General features: G+C 47.7%; 19 protein-coding genes and 1 pseudogene. 12 read left to right on the forward strand and 8 right to left on the reverse strand.

Annotation, left to right across the window (positions count from 1 at the left end; all coding sequences use genetic code 11):
• Window positions 1–14 precede the first annotated feature (14 nt).
• From FC07_RS06270 to FC07_RS06280, 3 genes are all read left to right on the forward strand, one after another.
• Window positions 15–2,693, forward strand: a complete 2,679-nt coding sequence (locus FC07_RS06270) for a YhgE/Pip domain-containing protein (RefSeq protein ID WP_057904274.1) — start codon at window positions 15–17, stop codon at window positions 2,691–2,693.
• A gap of 119 nt (window positions 2,694–2,812) precedes the next feature.
• The gene (locus tag FC07_RS06275; protein WP_057904275.1) at window positions 2,813–3,331 is read left to right on the forward strand and encodes a flavodoxin family protein; all 519 of its coding nucleotides are present in this window, start codon (window positions 2,813–2,815) and stop codon (window positions 3,329–3,331) included.
• Between the two features lie 56 nt (window positions 3,332–3,387).
• Window positions 3,388–3,909: a flavodoxin family protein gene (locus FC07_RS06280; RefSeq protein WP_057904276.1), complete on the forward strand. Its 522-nt coding sequence runs from the start codon at window positions 3,388–3,390 to the stop codon at window positions 3,907–3,909.
• Between the two features lie 69 nt (window positions 3,910–3,978).
• On the opposite strand, the gene FC07_RS06285 is transcribed toward FC07_RS06280, so the two are convergent.
• From FC07_RS06285 to FC07_RS06305, 5 genes are all read right to left on the reverse strand, one after another.
• The gene (locus FC07_RS06285; protein WP_057904277.1) at window positions 3,979–4,644 is read right to left on the reverse strand and encodes an ABC-2 transporter permease; all 666 of its coding nucleotides are present in this window, start codon (window positions 4,642–4,644) and stop codon (window positions 3,979–3,981) included.
• Window positions 4,641–5,495, reverse strand: coding sequence for an ATP-binding cassette domain-containing protein (locus FC07_RS06290; protein ID WP_057904278.1), 855 nt, complete (start codon window positions 5,493–5,495; stop codon window positions 4,641–4,643). Before FC07_RS06290 ends, FC07_RS06285 begins: the two co-directional genes overlap by 4 nt.
• Entirely contained in the window at window positions 5,496–5,861 is a 366-nt protein-coding gene (locus FC07_RS06295) for a GntR family transcriptional regulator (protein WP_235807470.1), read from the reverse strand. It lies immediately after the preceding gene.
• 132 nt (window positions 5,862–5,993) lie between these two features.
• A complete protein-coding gene (locus FC07_RS06300; RefSeq protein WP_057904280.1) occupies window positions 5,994–6,500 on the reverse strand; it encodes a cysteine hydrolase family protein in 507 nt (168 codons plus the stop codon).
• Window positions 6,501–6,729: 229 nt separating this feature from the next.
• Window positions 6,730–7,428, reverse strand: coding sequence for an SDR family NAD(P)-dependent oxidoreductase (locus FC07_RS06305; RefSeq protein WP_057904281.1), 699 nt, complete (start codon window positions 7,426–7,428; stop codon window positions 6,730–6,732).
• A gap of 89 nt (window positions 7,429–7,517) precedes the next feature.
• Between FC07_RS06305 and FC07_RS06310 the strand changes: the two genes are divergently transcribed.
• The 3 genes from FC07_RS06310 to FC07_RS06320 all read left to right on the forward strand — a co-directional run bounded on the left by FC07_RS06310 (window position 7,518) and on the right by FC07_RS06320 (window position 9,240).
• Window positions 7,518–7,958, forward strand: coding sequence for a MerR family transcriptional regulator (locus FC07_RS06310; protein WP_057904282.1), 441 nt, complete (start codon window positions 7,518–7,520; stop codon window positions 7,956–7,958).
• Between the two features lie 139 nt (window positions 7,959–8,097).
• Window positions 8,098–8,301, forward strand: coding sequence for a hypothetical protein (locus tag FC07_RS06315; RefSeq protein ID WP_057904283.1), 204 nt, complete (start codon window positions 8,098–8,100; stop codon window positions 8,299–8,301).
• A 6-nt stretch (window positions 8,302–8,307) separates the two neighbouring features.
• Complete coding sequence (locus tag FC07_RS06320; protein ID WP_083483225.1) at window positions 8,308–9,240, forward strand: serine hydrolase domain-containing protein; 933 nt, start codon at window positions 8,308–8,310, stop codon at window positions 9,238–9,240.
• A gap of 119 nt (window positions 9,241–9,359) precedes the next feature.
• Here the strand turns inward: FC07_RS06320 and tnpA are convergent.
• Window positions 9,360–9,834: pseudogene (gene tnpA / locus FC07_RS06325) on the reverse strand (IS200/IS605 family transposase).
• A gap of 83 nt (window positions 9,835–9,917) precedes the next feature.
• Window positions 9,918–11,327, reverse strand: a complete 1,410-nt coding sequence (locus tag FC07_RS06330) for an MDR family MFS transporter (RefSeq protein ID WP_057904285.1) — start codon at window positions 11,325–11,327, stop codon at window positions 9,918–9,920.
• A gap of 127 nt (window positions 11,328–11,454) precedes the next feature.
• Between FC07_RS06330 and FC07_RS06335 the strand changes: the two genes are divergently transcribed.
• The 6 genes from FC07_RS06335 to FC07_RS06360 all read left to right on the forward strand — a co-directional run bounded on the left by FC07_RS06335 (window position 11,455) and on the right by FC07_RS06360 (window position 15,884).
• Window positions 11,455–12,015 (forward strand): TetR/AcrR family transcriptional regulator, encoded by a 561-nt coding sequence (locus FC07_RS06335; protein ID WP_057904286.1) that lies wholly within the window; start codon window positions 11,455–11,457, stop codon window positions 12,013–12,015.
• Between the two features lie 135 nt (window positions 12,016–12,150).
• On the forward strand, window positions 12,151–12,744 hold the full coding sequence (locus FC07_RS06340; RefSeq protein ID WP_057904287.1) for a TetR/AcrR family transcriptional regulator: 594 nt from the start codon (window positions 12,151–12,153) through the stop codon (window positions 12,742–12,744).
• Window positions 12,745–12,810: 66 nt separating this feature from the next.
• Complete coding sequence (locus tag FC07_RS06345; RefSeq protein WP_235807468.1) at window positions 12,811–13,986, forward strand: multidrug effflux MFS transporter; 1,176 nt, start codon at window positions 12,811–12,813, stop codon at window positions 13,984–13,986.
• Between the two features lie 154 nt (window positions 13,987–14,140).
• On the forward strand, window positions 14,141–14,335 hold the full coding sequence (locus tag FC07_RS06350) for a helix-turn-helix transcriptional regulator (protein ID WP_057904288.1): 195 nt from the start codon (window positions 14,141–14,143) through the stop codon (window positions 14,333–14,335).
• A gap of 178 nt (window positions 14,336–14,513) precedes the next feature.
• Window positions 14,514–14,831, forward strand: coding sequence for a hypothetical protein (locus FC07_RS06355; RefSeq protein WP_155797829.1), 318 nt, complete (start codon window positions 14,514–14,516; stop codon window positions 14,829–14,831).
• Between the two features lie 267 nt (window positions 14,832–15,098).
• On the forward strand, window positions 15,099–15,884 hold the full coding sequence (locus FC07_RS06360; RefSeq protein WP_235807469.1) for an aldo/keto reductase: 786 nt from the start codon (window positions 15,099–15,101) through the stop codon (window positions 15,882–15,884).
• On the opposite strand, the gene FC07_RS06365 is transcribed toward FC07_RS06360, so the two are convergent.
• The gene (locus FC07_RS06365; RefSeq protein ID WP_057904290.1) at window positions 15,885–16,766 is read right to left on the reverse strand and encodes a LysR family transcriptional regulator; all 882 of its coding nucleotides are present in this window, start codon (window positions 16,764–16,766) and stop codon (window positions 15,885–15,887) included.
• Window positions 16,767–16,968: the final 202 nt, after the last annotated feature.

Raw genomic sequence — 16,968 nt, forward strand, 5'->3', positions numbered from 1 at the left:
GCGAGTTGAAATCAATGTTTAAAGCAGAGTGGGCCTATATTCGACAACATCGTTTATTGCTGATCGTTTTATGTGTCGTGATGTTGATTCCGTCAATCTATGCGGTGATCTTTTTAAAATCTATGTGGAATCCTTATGGCGAAGTTAAGCAGCTACCGGTGGCGGTGGTGAATCAGGATCAAGCGGTCACTTACCAAGGCAAGCGTTTGGCTGTGGGCCAGCAACTGACTAAGCGTTTACGGCAGTCCCACGCAATGGCCTTTCACGAAGTAGCCGCTCAAGCACAGGCGCAGCGAGGCCTAAAAAGTGGGCGCTACTATATGGTGATCACCGTTCCGCGGCATTTTTCCAAACAGGCCACCACGTTGACTCAGCGACGGCCTCAAAAAATGGTGTTACATTATACCACCAGTGCGGGGCATAATTACATTGCTAGCAAAATGGGCAGTACAGCTGCAGCAAAAATTCAAACGCAAGTCAGTCAGGAAGTCACGCGCACTTATGCCAAAACTTTATTAACTGGGCTGCAACAGCTGGATCAAGGCCTGACAACTGCTAGCAAGGCCAATGCAAAACTAGCAGCAGGCGCCCAGCAAGCCCAAACAGTGAACCAAAGCTTAACCCAGAATTTGCAAACCTTGACGCATAGTTCGTTAACGTTGGCGCAGGGCAGTCACAAGGTCACCACTGGGTTACAAACCTACGTTACCGGTGTCGATCGGGTCCAAACAGGCAATCAAAAAGTGACCCAAGGGTTGGCGCAATTGGCCAGTCAAACAGGGACGTTGCAAAGTGGGACGCAAGCGTTAAACCATGGTGCGGCGCAAGTCAGCACTGGGGTGCAGCAGTATGTAACCCATGCGGGCCAGTTAAGCAGCGGAACAGCGCGCTTAAATACCGGCACGCAGCAACTGAATGCCAGTGTTAGCGGTTTGGCCACCGGTGCCCAGCAGTTGGCTCAAGGCAGTACCAGTTTAGCCACGAATTTGCAGCAGCTCCAAGCCAGTAGTCAAACTTTAAATCACGCGGTACAACAGTTGCAAAGTGGCGCCCAGCAAAGCGCTGCGCAAACGACGCAACAGTTGGCACAATTGAAACAAGCGCTGAATCAAGTTAGCGGTGCTGCAACTCAGGTCACCGCCGTGAAAACGGCCTTGAGCCAGTTACAAACGGCAGTGACCGCCTTAGGTCAAACGCAAAGCAACAGCAATGCGTTGCAAGCCAAAGTGGCGGCAGTAGCGGATCAGCAGCATTTAACTGCGACCCAAAAGCAAGCGTTGGTCAGTGCTGTGGGGACGACTAACGCGGCCCAGCCGGATACGGCAGCGGTGACCCGTGCCATGACAGCGTTAAGCAGCGCCGTCACCAGTTTAGCCGATCAAACCAATTCGACGCAGTCGTCAGCCATCACCACTGGCCTGAACCAGCTGCAAAGTCACCAAGCTAGCTTAAACACACAATTGGCGCAATTGGCCACCGGCACCCAGCAACTCACCAGCGGGTTAACAGCAGCTAGCGGTGGCGCGCGAACCCTAAAGACCCAAATGGGAACATTGGCGCAACGGACCCCGACCATGGTGGCTGGGGTGCAGCAGTTGGCCACAGGGACGCAAAACTTGGCGCAGCAAACCAATCAATTTGCGCAAGCCGGCAGCACCTTGACCAGCGGGGCTGATCAGGTCAGTGGTAATTTAGCCACTTTAGCTGGTAAAACACCAGCTTTGACCAATGGGGTGCAACAGTTAGCCCAAGGAAGTCAAACCTTAGGCACCGGGTTAGAGCGCTTGATTGCAAGTAACCAAGCGTTGTTAAATGGTGCTGGTCAAATTAGCCAAGGCAACCAAAAATTAGCCAGTGGCGCCACACAATTAACCAGTGGTGCCGGTCAGTTAGGGCAAGGCTTAGCCCAGCTTCACAGCGGCAACGCGCAACTTGGTACCAAATTAAAAGCCGCGGCTGAAAAAGGTACTTTAAAGCCCACAGCGCAAACGCAGCGTCAACTGGCACAGCCAGTTCGCTTAAGCCATACGGAATTAGATCAAGTGCCCAATAATGGCACTGGGATGGCGCCATACATGTTGTCGGTTTCCTTATTTGTTGGGGCATTAGCCTTAAACATGATGTTTGACCTGTACACCCCACGGCGTTATCCAAAAACGGCTTTTAGCTGGCTGTTGAGTAAAGCGACCATTTGGGGACCATTTGTTCTTGGTGAAAGTCTAATCGTTTACGCGTTGTTATGCGGGATCGATGGCTTAAACCCAGTGCACGGTTGGGCGACATTAGGGCTGATCGTCCTAACAGCCTTATGTGCCATGTTACTGGTGAATTGGTTGAATTTAGCTTTTGGGAAACTAGGGGCTTTTCTCAGCATGGTACTTCTGGTACTCCAGTTAAGCGGTTCAGCCGGTACCTACCCGATTCAATTATCCAATCACTTTTTCCAATGGCTCCATCCTTACTTACCGATGACGTATAGTGTGGCCGGGTTACGCGAAACGTTAATGATCGGTGGGGCTGCAACTAGCGCTGCGATAACGTTATGCGGCATTTGCGTTGTTTTGCTAGGCTTGATCTGGCTCTTTTATTTACGGCGGCTCCCCCGTCTTAAAGCCATTGATTTTCGAGATCCGCGGGCCGTTCGGGCAACCCAAAGTCGGTTAGCCGCCCGCATTGAAGCGCAAAAAGATTAAATTTTTACAAGGTGCCCGTTCAGATGTGACGGGCCACCTTGTTTTTTTGCAACCAAGCCGTACTAAAAGCAGGGCAATGGTATACTAACGGTGAAACCGTTTGAAAAGGAGATTTTTGCATGGGAAAAAAGATTGTGATGATCACAGGTAGCGCCCACCATCCCGGTAGCTCAGAAGCGTTAGCTGATGCGTTTGAAACCGGGGCTAAAGCGGCCGGCCACGACGTATATCGCTTTAATGCCGGGGCGGAACAGGTTGAACCGTTACGCGTGACGGCCGATCAAGTGACGATCCCGGCTCAAGATACAGTGGCAACGGCTTTGTTGCCCCGGTTGCTAAAGGCCGACATTGTAGTGCTGGTGACGCCAATCTATTATTTCGAAATGGTAGGTACGCTAAAAACGGTGATCGATCGTTTTTATCAGTACAACCATGAATTGAAAGGGAAAAAGAGTGTGCTGTTGGCCACTTGTAATAGCGGACCAGACACATTTGAATCCTTGCAGGCCTTTTACCGCCAGTTTACCCAGTACATGCGTTGGGAATCCTTAGGCACCGTTTTGGCCGATGGCGTTTACTTGCCAAAAGATCTGGCAGATTGGCCGGCACAGGCAGAGGCCCTTGGACGCCGGTTATAAATAAGTTACGCCGAAACAGTGAGTTGCTATTTTTTTAAATGAAAAAAGGTGAGAATTTGTCAAAAAAGATCGTGCTATTAACAGGGAGTGGGCATCATCCAGGCACCTCAGAAGCTTTGGCGGATGCGTTTGAACGTGGGGCGCTGGCCGCTGGTCATCAGGTGGTCCGTTTTAATGCTGGGGATGTGCCGGTTGACTTTTTAAAGTTAGCCGCTGATCAAACCGTGTTGCCCAGCCAAGATCAGGTGGCCACCACTGTGTTGCCCCAGGTGTTGGCTGCGGAGGTGATCGTGCTGGTGACACCGTTGTATTACTTTGGGATGACCGCCCAATTAAAAGCTGTGGTGGACCGTTTTTACACCTATAACCATGCTTTAAAGGACAAACAATGTGTATTGTTAGCCACAGCCCACCGTGGCCCAGAGGCCTTTGCCACGTTGCGGTCTTTTTACCGGCAATTTACTCAGTACATGCGTTGGGAATCCTTAGGCGAAGTGTTGGCCGATACCGTCCGGACGCCAGCCGAACTAGGGGATTGGCCTGCTAAGGCCGAAGCGCTAGGGCGACACCTGACTTAAGCCGCCGTTATGAATAAGTTACGTCAAAAAAAGCCGTTCCTATTTTTTTAGGGTGACGGCTTTTTTGCGTTAACGGACCAATAAGTGGCGGTGACTACGGCGGTAATTAACGTAACCGACCAGCAAGCTTAGCCCAATGAAACAGCCTATAAAAGGCAACGCACCGTGTTGCTGATAGCTTTTAAGTAAGTTGGCAAATACCGTCGCGCCCCAGTGGGTTCGTTGGATCAACAGGTAAATGCCGCCAATACCAGCGGCGACAATGGCGCCTACCAGCGACATGGCCACTTGGGCGACTTCAGGTCCTTTTTGGAGTTGTAATTGTAAGGTGATGCTTAACAACATAAACGTGCCACTACCAATGGCAACGGTAATGAAGCTTAAATCTTGCAGCGGCAGTTGCCAGTGTAGCAGCGCGTTAACGCTGGCGCTAATGATTGCCATTAGTAAGGTGCCACTGGCAATCATGGCCAATAAAAAGAGAAACTTTTGGCGCACGTATTGCCGTTTAGTAATGGGTAACGTGAGTAAGAACGCCAGGCCGTGATTTTGTTGATCAAAGGTGACGGTACTTAAGGTTAAAAACGCCACGGTTAACGCAAACAGTAACATGCTTAGTTCAATGCCGAAGCGTTTAAAAATCAACAGACACAGAAGCGCTAATAAAAAAATCAGACCAAAGGCTAAGCGTTGTTTTTTCAACACCAGCCAATCTTTGACCCATAAGCCTTTCATGCGGTGACACCTTCTTTCGTTAGCAGTAATAAAATTTGGTCTAATGAACCGGGTTCAATCACCAATTGTGGGTAGGTTTCGTGATAGTATTGGCGTTCATTGGTCAGGCATAAATAGCCAAAGTCAGTGGGTTGTGTAACCAGCAGGTGCGCTTGGTCCAAATTGGCGAAATCAGCTGCAGCTACTTGGAGCACCCCATAGGCATTCAGCAGCACATCTGTTTCTTCTTGCAACACAACCTGACCTTGTTCGATAAAAATCAGCTGATCGCAAAGTTGTTCCAAATCGCTGGCAATATGCGAACTGATCAAAATACTACGCTGAGGATCCGAGTCTAAATAGTCCTGTAGTAGCCCCAGTAATTGTTGGCGGACCACCACATCTAAGCCGGCTGTGGGTTCATCTAAAATTAAGAGTTTGGCGTTGTGATGCAAGGCGACTAGTAACTTTAATTTGGCTAACATCCCCGTTGAAAAAGTGCGCAATGGCTTGGCCAACGGCAGCTGGTAGTGGGTACAGGCTGTTTGAAAAGTTGATGCTGAAAACGTGGTATAGGTGGCTTTTAAAATCCGAGTTAGGTCGTTGATCGTAAAGGTTTCGGCAAAGAAGCTATCGGGAAAAGTGGTGCCAATCAAACTGCGTTGTGCAGGGGGCAATTGGGCCACAGGCTTTCCAAAAATCGTGATTTGACCGTGATCAGGTTGAGTCAGCCCTAAAATCAGCTCAAAGGTCGTTGACTTACCAGCGCCGTTGCGACCGACTAAACCGATAATTTGCCCGGTGGGGACATTTAAGGAAATGTTTAAGTCAAAATGAGGATAGTGCTTGGTAACTGCGTTAAGTTGCAACATTTAATTCGCCTCCCATAATAAAGCCACCAAAGTGGTGATGTCCGCTTGGGTCAGCTGATACTGCTTGGCCTTAGTAATTGTTTGGGTCAATTCTTGTTGAATTTCTTGCCGCTGTGCTTCTTTTTCCATTTCTGGGTCAACAGCAGCCACGAAACTGCCTTTGCCAGGGACGGTGTGGATCAGGCCGCTGGCGTCTAGCTGGTCGTAGGCCTTTTTGACAGTTAAGGCGCTAATATGCAATTCTTTGGCCAGCTTGCGGACGGACGGTAATACGGTTTCCGCAGTGAGCTGACCTTTCATAATTTGTTGTTGAATTTGGTTATAAAGCTGTTCGTAAATCGGCACCATGCTATTGTGCTGAATCATGAGTTGCAAGAAAATCACCTCTTTGAATAATAAACAGTATATAACAGCATAGAACAGTGTCAAGTGATTTTACGCCAAAAAATCGCTTGATACCGTTAAGATGCTGGTATCAAGCGATTCTTGTCATAATGATTAGTTGTTTTGGGTGTTTAAAAATTCAGTCCAAGTGCAGACTTGGTGGAACTTGGCCAAGTTGGTGGCCTGTAGCGCTGCGTTACGCGCCATTGTGGCGTCACGGATAACAATGGTGGTGAGGCCATATCCTTCGGCATCGGCCACCGTTTTGGCAATGCCGTTATCTGTAGTCAAGCCGGTGATGACGACGGTTTGGGCGTTGGCTTGGCGCAGGCGTTTGATCAAATTCGGTTGACTAAACGCGCTGGGTTTGGTGCGTCCTAACAGACAACTACCATCATTTAGAGTGGTGGTGAGCAGTGAGCGACTGAAATATTTGGGTAACAAAGGTGGTTGCAGCACCAGGTTAAATACTGGCAATTGGTGCTGGGTAAACCAAGTTACCGCCAGCTGATTGCGTTGCAGTAACGTCTCAAAGTCAGCTGGATCTTGCCGAAAAACATAGTGCGCTAAGGCTTTTAAGCCAGGTTGCAAATCAATGGTGATCAATGCCGTTTTTGACATTAAGCCACGACCTTTCGTTAAAAGTTAGGTTTAGTGTACCTGTTTTTGGTGAGGAAGCCAATCTGACAGTGATTGAATACGTGTGGACGAGAAGTGGACGAGAGTGGACAAGCGTGGACGAGACCGGACGATAACCGGACGATAACCGGACGATAACCGGACGATAACCGGACGATAACCGGACGATAAAACCAGCCCGCAAATGTAATGATTTGCGGGCTGGTTTTCATTACCCACGTAATTGCGGATAAATTTCAATGAATTCCCCATGATGGGACTGACCGTCATTTAGCAAAGCGCTGATTTTCGTGGCCACGTCGGCAGGGCTGTGGAAGCCAGGGTAGGTCAGGTTGCCGTTCAGGTCAGTGGTGGTCGGGCCAGGGTGAATGCTAAAGGTAGTGGCACCGGCCTTGGCTTGGGTCAGGTCTAACGCCATAGCTTGGGTCATCACGTTTTGGGCGGCTTTGGAAGTTTTATAAGCTAGTGGATTCCACAATGGGTTTGGGTCAGTGGGAATGGTAATGTTCACAATGCGGCCAGCGTTTTGGTTCAGGCGGGGTAACAGGCCTTGGGTTAGTTGGTAGGTGCCGAAGAAGTTGACTTGCATGGTGGTTTGCAGGTCAGTTAGCGGGGTGGTCAGGCTATTGGCGGCACCACCAGGAATGCCGGCGTTGTTGATCAGTAGGTCTAAGTCAGGGTAAGTGGCGTTGATTGCAGCAACCGTTTCGGTTAAGGCGGCACTGTCTGCCAGATCCACGTGCACATAGGTGACGTTGGTGATGTCTTGCGTGGCCAATTGGGCGATGGCGGCTTCAGCGCGTTGAGCGTTGCGGGCACCGAGTAACACTTGTTGGGCTTGGGGTGCTAAAGCTTGGACTAAGGCCAGGCCAATACCTTTATTGGCGCCAGTGATTAAAATAGTTTTCATCAGATCACAGCTTTCATTTAATTTGTTATAATGAGCTTAGACCCTCAACCTAGGTTGAGGGCAAGGCTTATTTTGAAAGAAGTGAAAAAATGTCAACTTATACCATTAAAGACGTGGCCCAGCAGTTTCAGTTGCCGATTTCCACCATTCGTTATTACGATGAAAAAGGGTTATTGCCGTTTGTCGCCCGGGATGTGCACGGCAATCGGGTGTTTACTGATTCTGATTTAAACTTGATCAAAACCATCGTCTGTTTGAAAACCACGGGGATGCCGTTGAAACAGATCCGGCAGTACATTCAATTGTGTTTACAAGGCCCCACGAGTATTCCGCAGCGGCAAGCGTTATTAGCCCAGCATAAAGCTGCCGTGTTGCAGCAACAACAAGCTTTGGCGCAAGCATTACAAGAAATTGAGGTTAAATTAAATCGGTACAGTGCGCCAAATGCCGTGGGGATGATCCAGGCTGAGCTGGCTTATGTGGCCCAAGAAAAAGCGGCGCTGGATTTGCCGAACGCGTTTGCGCATTAAAGGTGGGCGGTTAAATCCATGGTGCGTCAGGTTGCTTTCTGAGAAACTCTCATTTTTAATTCATAAATTGTTGAATGCAAATTTGCTCCAAGCTTGTAAACTAAAGCATAATTGTTTTTAGAAAGCAGGCTGAACAAAAGTGAAATTTAAAACACGCCGGCAACGTTATGCGGCACAGCAAGGCCCGAATTGGGCGCTGTTGGGGTTACTTGGCGTTTTCGGATTGGTGGCGGTTTTTGCCATTGGCTGGAGTCTCGGACGGCGCCAGGCCCCACAACGGGTGAAAATCGAAACGGTGCCAGCAGTGAACCATCAGCCTGCCCACGTTAACGCCGCGGCCTAACGTGAGCTGACCCAACAATTTCAAGCGGCCAATTTTTCTGGAACCGCGATCATCATTCAAAAAGGGCGTTTGGTGGCCCAGTACAGCCACGGTTTCGCGAATGTCAGCACCAAACAAGGCAACGGTTTGAAAACCATGTATGAAATTGATTCGGTGCAGAAAAGTTTAACGGCTGGCATTTTGGCCCAGCAATTAAATGCCAATAAGGTGCAGTTTACCACGCCATTAGCCCATTTTTACCCGCGTTTTAAGCCGGAGCCCCAGTTAACGGTGGCCCATGCCTTGCACATGACCTCTGGGTTAAGCACCAAGGCCACCTTGCCTGGCAAAACGGATCAGGCGGTGTTAGCCGCTAATTTACGCAAGCTCACCTATCAACCGAAAAATTTTGGTAAATTTCAATACACGCCAGTGAACTATGTGCTGTTAGCTGGCATTAGTGAAAAGCTGACCCACCGGAGTTACCGGCAGTTATTTACCAGGACGTACATTAAGCCGCTGGGGTTAAAACAGACCCGGTTTGCGGATGCTTTAGGCCAGACGCCATTAGCGGCCCAAGGCTATTACGCCAAGGATTACCACCAAAAACAACTAACGGTGGCCAAGCCGAATTGGGACCTGATTCGCGGTGAGCTGGGCACGGGCCAAGTGTTCATGTCGGTGCTGGATCTGTATCATGCTGAACAGGCCTTGGTCAATGGTAAGATCACCGGCGCTAGTCATGATCTGTTGTACGTGAAAAAGGGCGTTTACAGCGGTGGTTTTTATGTGAAGCAACCGTATTACCAAGCCAACGGCACCGGCTATGGGTACAACGGCAGCATTGCCATTAGCCACAACGGCCAAAACGCAGTGCTGTATTTAAGCAATATCCAAACCAACAATCGCAATCAGCTGTTAACGGCAGAACGCAAGTTAATGGTGAAATATGGGCAATAAGTAAGTATCCACCAGCTTAGCTGGTGGCTTTTTTATTCGTCCTAAAAGGGCTTGCTACACACAAAAGCCCCTAAAAAGGGGCCCAGCAAAGACTACCAACCGCTTACCGTCGTATTAGTCTAGTTGTTATGATTATCGAATGGATCTCGATAATCTCGCTTCGTCATTTTATCGTTGAGTTGATCTTCAGCCTCTTGTTCTCGAATATATTTTGCAATTGTTTTTTGATTCAGTCCTACTGTATTAACATAATATCCTCTTGCCCAAAAAACTCCTGTTACCGTATTTATATTTTAAATTGGCGTGTCGCTCGTGTATGATGATCGCACTACGCCCTTTTAAATAACCTACAAAGCTAGCCACACTCATTTTAGGTGGGATTTTTACGAGCATATGGACGTGATCTGGCATTGCGTGTGCCTCAATTATTTCAACATCTTTCAATTCACATAAACGTCGTAAAATTCTCCCGATGTCTGCTCTTAATTTGCCATAAATAACTTTTCTACGATACTTGGGTGTAAAAACCAAGTGATACTTACAATTCCATCTCGTATGTACTAAGCTACTATCGTCTTTTGTTTGTGAAGACATAAAACATCCTTTCGATTCTATTTTTGGTTGGTAGGATGGCTATTATTACGTATTGGAATTGATTTTTTTTGAACAGTTGGTGTTTACTCTTCGTAGGCTAAGACTTCATCAGATAGCGGTTCTTCTTTCAATGCCAAGGCCAGGACCAGCAGCACAATGGCGACTGGAATCGTCCAGTTGAAAACGGTCTGGTAGGCCACCAGCGCATGGCTGCTGTGAGCCGCCAGCGTCACGGCGAGAATCACGCCGTAGATTGCTGACCCAAACGCGCCGCCTAAGGTCTTGAAGAAATTCAACACGCCAGTCGCCGTGCCGAGGTCTTTGATGGCAACGGTGTTTTGGCCTGCCAACAAGCTGATTTGGGTGAACAACCCGACACCAAGGCCGATCGGGATCTGCCACAACATGATCAACCACGTTGAGCTATAAGCGGTTAGACGGCCGAGGCCGAAGAAGCCGATGCCGACCAAGACGGCGCCGATAATTGGAAAAATTTTGTACTTGCCGGTTTTCTCAATCACAGACCCGGCAATCATCGTTGCCACGATCATGGCCACCATCGTTGGGGCAATGTAGAAGCCGGACTGGCTGGCGGAAACGTGGGCAATAGTTTGCGCAAACATCGGAATGAAAATCATCGAGACGAACAGCACGGCGGTCGACAAGGCGAACATGATGCTAGCGTTGACGAAAGTGCCATTTTTGAACAAGGACAACGGCGTCAAGGCGCTGTCTTTTTGCCGGTGTTCAACCAGCAGATAAGCGACCAACGATACGATGGCAATGGCAATCATCGTATACATCGACCCGGAGTTCCACGCCACGCTTTGACCACCAAGGGTCACGACCAGCAGCGTGAACGTGGTGAAGGCCGTGGCCAACAACCCGCCGAGGTAGTCGATTTTCTGGGTTTGAGCATTGTTGCGTGGCAGATGGAGCTTGAATGCTTGGAGGATCAAGGCAATCACGCCAATCGGCAGGTTGATGAAGAAAATCCATCGCCATGACAAGAATTGAACGAAGTAACCGCCGAGAATCGGCCCGGCGACCAGACTGATCATGCTGATCAATCCGAACAGTGCCTGATACTTGCCGCGGCTTCTCGCAGGCACAACGTCTGCCATTACGGCTTGGACTAGCGAATTCAAGCCGCCGGCACCGATGCCTTGAAATACCCGCGCGGCAATCAGAAACGGCATCGACGTTGCCAGGCCGCTCATCAGCGACCCAAGCAAGAATATGGCCAAGGCGATCTGTAAGATATTCTTGCGCCCGAAGATGTCGCCGAGTTTACCAAAAATCAGCGTCATCACGGCGCTGGTCAACATGAAGCCTGTGATGATCCAAGACGACAAGTTTAGCTGGCCGAGGTCAGCGACGATGCCGCTCAAGGCGGTGGTGGTGATGGTTTGGTCCAGCGATGACATGAACAAGACGAGGCTGAGTGGTAAGAACGTCCAGAACAGGTTCGTTGGTTTTGTAGTAGTTTGCATAAATGCTCCTCTTTTCGAAAATGTTACTTGGTAACTTTTAACAAGGGACATCATAACAATTGAACAATCTATTGTCAACTAAAAGTTACTAGGTTACTTTTTTACGGTTTTATGCTATGATGAGGTCATGGGAAAACGAGAAGAAAAAAAACAAGCTAAGCGTGAAGAAATCTTCACCGTTGCAATTAAATTATTCGATGAGCAAGGCTATGATAATGTAACCACTGCACAAATCGCCGCCAAATGCCATATCGCTAAGAAGACTCTTTTTCAATACTTCGCGTCCAAAGAGGATATTATCTTTGAGGACGAAAACGAGTTGATCAACACAGTAATCGCGCAAATATCCCGAGAGGGTGATGTTTGGAGCCAATTCGTCGCGTGGTTATCAAGCAATACACATGATAAAGATGCGGAACAGACAAATATTCCCGAGGCATTGCGGTTACCAGAAATTATCGAGGCAAACAACACCTTGTTCGGTCGTCTCTTGAAAATGTGGGCTAAGTATCAAGTGCGGATAACGGACTTTCTAGTGAACGAACGGGGATATTCCTATTTGCGGGCCTCGGCATTGGCGGATATTATGGTTCATGTGTTAAAGGAAAGCTTTTCTCAACAAGCATCCATAAAGGAAATTCTAGATGCGCATGTGAGCGTCGCAAAGATGTGTCTAGAATCGAAGTAATTAGGTTGTGGCCGCTTCTGGAACTGATAGTGACGGCCTTTTTAATGGTTAAATCAAAATTAAGACAATTTCGTTGACCGAAAGTCATTGACTTTCGGTTTTTTTCAGCGTATAACTTATTTCTGGAGGTGCGGCATGACAAAACGAGACGAGGCTGCAGAGGCAACCAAACAACTTTTAATAGAAACCGCTGACCGATTATTTGGTCAACATGGTTTTGAAAATCTATCCGTCGAAGATATTACAGCTGCCAGTGGTGTAGCCAAAGGCACGTTTTATCACCACTTCAAGTCGAAATCTGACATTATCCCGGCAATCATTCAAAGCCATCTTGCGGACTTTAATCTGACTGTTCCAGTAGAAGAAGATGCTACTGCCATCGATGGCATTGGTCTTTACCTAGAACAGTTCGTTGAACTACTACTGAACTTCAATGTCAGGCGTGCTCGCCAATGGATTCAATATATTGTTGAGCCATCAAACCAGCAGAAATGGTTAGACGACTGGCTGAGTATGAAGAAGTTCCTCACAACCTTAATCAAGGATCAGAAGTTGGCTGAATCGACCCCGATAGATCAACTTGCTAAGCAGTTGATGACGGAAATATACGGTGTCATGGTAAGCTGGTGCATTTCCCCGGATGACGTTTCTCCAAAAGTTGTGATTACGGATTTCAACAAGAATCAGCTTCCTTATATTTTAGAAACATATCTTCAATCTAACAGCTGAGGTCATTGCGACCTCTTTATTTTAGGACTTTCATTGACCGAAAGTCATCGAAACGGAGGAATTATCTTGAATTCAAAAAAGTCACTGTCATTCCTGCTCATCTTAAGTGGGTTAATGGCATCAACATCACTTTCCACAGATGTTTATTTACCGGCAATGCCGGCAATGCAAAGCAATCTCGGCGGGAAGTCTGCATTAACTGTCACAAGCTTTCTGATAGGATTCGCCATTGCACAACTGATATGGGGCCCAATCAGCGACAGAATTGGTCGAAAGAAACCGTTGTTTATTGGCATGGGGTTGTTCTTAGTAGGATCAATCGGCTGTGCAGTATCACCAACAATGGGACTAGTTATTTTCTGGCGGGTAGTGCAGGCCATTGGCGCTTGTGTGGGGCCGATGCTTAGTCAGGCCATGATCAGGGATCTTTATGTCGCTAATAAAGCGGCCGAGATGCTATCTATACTGACCGTCATTTTATCGATTGCACCAATCCTTGCGCCATCACTAGGTGGGCTCCTGCTTAACGTCGGTTCTTGGCGACTGATCTTTATCTTCATGGCGATTATCGCCGCAGTGCTGCTAATGTCCGTATTGAAATTACCAGAAACACTAAAACCAGAGAATCGGCACTCTTTTCCGATTTCGATTGTGTTCAAGCGGTACGGTCAATTATTGAAGCAAAAGACGTTTGCACTGTACACTGCTAGCTTGACTCTTTTCTACGTTGGCATTTATGCATTCATTACGGGCTCATCGACGGTTTATATCAGCTACTTCCATGTTAGTTCACAAGCATATGGTTTATTCTTTGGCGTGAACATCATTGGGGTGTCCTTGGTCAGTCTGTTAAACCGCTGGCTGCTTAATCATTACTCATTATCAACGCTGATGAAAGCCTCAACCACTATTGCGGCGTTATCTGCGATCGTATTGATGATCGACGGTATCACAGGATTTATGGGAATCTGGGGAATTGTGGTACCGATGTTCTTCGTCTTTAGCATGAATGGTATCATCACCGCCTGTGCTACCTCAGCTGCGCTTGCAGATGTTCCAGATGACATGGCTGGTTCGGCGGCAGCGTTAATTGGTTCGTTGCAATATGGGAGCGGAATCCTATCATCAGCACTACTTGCACTTTCAAATGGTACCCCTACGGTAATGGCTTCCATTATTGGGGTTGCAGTTACCCTTTCGGCATTGGTTGCATGGTTTAGTAAGGAACAATCAAATAACTAGGCACGTGATAAGATTTTCACCCCTTGCTAGCTTCATCAGAAAGCCTCTAGTCGCCTGACTAGAGGCTATTTTGTTTGAAATGTCAAATAAGTTTGATATAAAATGTAAAACATGTTTTGCTATAATTATTAAAGCATGAAGCGAGGTCAAGCCAATGGAGAATTCAATTCGAGTGCGGCGTAAGGCATTGAAAATGTCCCAGGCGGAGCTAGGGGACCTGACCAAGGTGACGCGGCAAACCATTAACGCCATTGAAAACGCCAAGTATGATCCGTCATTGGCGTTGGCGTTTAAATTAGCGCGCACCTTAGACACAACGGTGGATGACTTGTTTCAGGATCAGGCTTAATGGGGATTGTTATCAATTTGGAGGCGATAAAATGAGTCGGGCAAATCGTATTATTCGATTAACGTTTTGGTTTAATAATTTGCAATTTATTTTGTTGGCGTTGCTGGCATTATGTACGTTTTCAAACATGCCTTAGGTGAACACGCGGCCTAATTCAGCGGTCTTGATTGGGGTCGTGGTGCTTTTAGTTGTCTCATGGATCGTTGAGTATGGCATTCTATTTAAGAAATACGATGTGGGGCCGATGCAGTTATCCCGGCATCCATTGGATTATTTTACCGACGATGAACGGGAGCAGGCCATGGCCAAGCAAGTGCATGAAAAAGTAATGCGGCAATATATGTGTTGGTTTTTCTTACTGTTTGCGGTGGTGCTTTTTCTCAGTCAGAGCCCAGCTTGGTTGCCGCTGATTTTTATTTTGATCTGGAGTTTTGCGGCCATTTTGATCAATTGTCAATATTTTTATTGGTGGCATCAATTAGATGCCGCGGTTTAGCAGGGCCGCTGGTTGCAAAGGAAATCTAGCGACGTGATAATATTTAATAAAGAGGCGATCCATTCCCAATTAACGGGACGAATCGTCTTTTTTAGGTGCTATTTTATAACTAAAACGTATAGTTATCATTACAAAATAGGCATTAGACATTAAAATGAATTGGCCGTAAACTTTGGACTTGTAAAGAAACGGAGGTCATGAACGTGAAGCAAATTCAACTGAACAATGGTGTTTCAATGCCACAGCTGGGCTATGGTGTTTTTCAAATTGACGACTTGGCGCAATGTGAAAGGTGTGCGTGACGCCTTGCAAACGGGCTATCGTTTGATCGATACGGCAGCCTGCTATGGCAATGAGGCCGCGGTGGGCCGCGCAATTGCTAAAAGTGAGGTGCAACGTGAGGACATTTTTATCGCGAGTAAGGTTTGGATTCAAGCTGCCGGGTATGAGCAAACGTTGGCGTCTTTCCAAAAGACATTGGACAACTTGCAAACGGACTATCTCGACTTGTATCTGATCCACATGCCCTACGGTGATTACTATGGGAGCTGGCGCGCAATGACTGAACTTTATCATGCTGGTAAGATTCGTGCCATCGGTGTTTGCAATTTTCTCCCGGACCGATTGGTTGATTTGATCCAAGCTTTTGATGTTGTGCCGGCAGTGAATCAAATCGAACTACACCCATTTTCCCAGCGGCGCGATCTACGTGAGTTGATGACGAAGTACCGGATCACGCCAATGGCTTGGGCGCCTTTTGCAGAAGGCCAGCACCAGCTATTTACGCAGCCTGTTCTCAAAGCAATCGGGGCTCAATACGGCAAGACGCCAGCCCAAGTGACGTTGCGTTGGTTACGTCAAAATGATGTGGTCGCCATTCCGAAGTCGGTGCACCTTGAACGGATCCGCCAAAACTTTGCCGTTGATGACTTCACGTTATCAGCTGACGACATGGCCCAAATTAACGCTTTAGATACAGGCCACCCGCTGATTTTAGCAGTGAATACTTGCAAAGAGGCCTATCGCTTGCACCAGATCACGTTTGTCCAATAGTTACGCGTTGTTTGGTAAGATCGTTTGCATGGCTTTTAAAAAGGCGCTTGCTGCTGGTGATAGCTGGCCTGCTTTAGGCCAAATGAGACTGGCGTGGCCTTCAAGACGGGGTGCTAAGGGGATAAAGCGCAATTCGGTATTGGCAGTATTAATAATCCCATCTAGACATAAAGCAATGCCAACACCGGCTGTTACCAAGATGCTGGCGTTATACAACAAGTTATAGGTTGCGACGGCATTAAGTTGGTGCTCACTAGAGCCAAGCCAATCCGTTAAAAGATCAATGCTCCCATGCTGCTGTGGGGTGATCACCGGTTGATCCTGCAAGTCCGTCACCGTTACGCTCGCTTGGCTGCCCAATGGTGAATCGCGGCGCACTAACACTCCCCAGCCGGTGGTGCCCGGCAAGTTGATAAAGTGGTAGTCGCTTTTATCTGTTGGTTCCATCACCACACCGAAGTCCAGTAACCCGGTCTGCATCCGCGTGTGGACATCGTTGGCATCCGTGCTGTAAATATGAGCGCTGACCCGTGGTGCCGTTTTGCGCAGCTGACCGATGGCGGCGGCCACGGTTGTCATCATTGGCGCTTCAGCACTGCCAATCATGATCTGACCGCTGATTTCTTGCGTGCGTTGTACGTTTGCAACGGTTTTGTCAGCAAGGGCCACGATTTGACGGGCTTGATTAACAAAATAGTCGCCAGAATTAGTCAATTCGATGGCCCGGCTACCGCGTTCAAACAAAGTGACGCCTAGCTCGTCTTCCAGATCACGCAATTGCCGTGAAATGGTGGGTTGCGACACATGCAATTTTTCAGCGGCATGTGAAATGTTGCGTTCATCAACCACGGTCAAAAAATAACGCAAAACACGTAATTCCATTTTTTAACATCTCCATACGTTTTAAGCATAGTATAGCATTCAATGAAGGTATTAGACAGAATAACGAGTTACACCTAAACTAAGATTATGAGCTTAACAAAAGGAGGACCATGTTTCCATCGTGGCAGTTTTCGTCCGCCAGAATGGTCATCCTCCGGAAATAAGATTTTGCGATAGCAAAATCTAACCTTAGAGAATTTAG

This window comes from Loigolactobacillus bifermentans DSM 20003 (assembly GCF_001434575.1).
Lineage (GTDB): Bacteria > Bacillota > Bacilli > Lactobacillales > Lactobacillaceae > Loigolactobacillus > Loigolactobacillus bifermentans.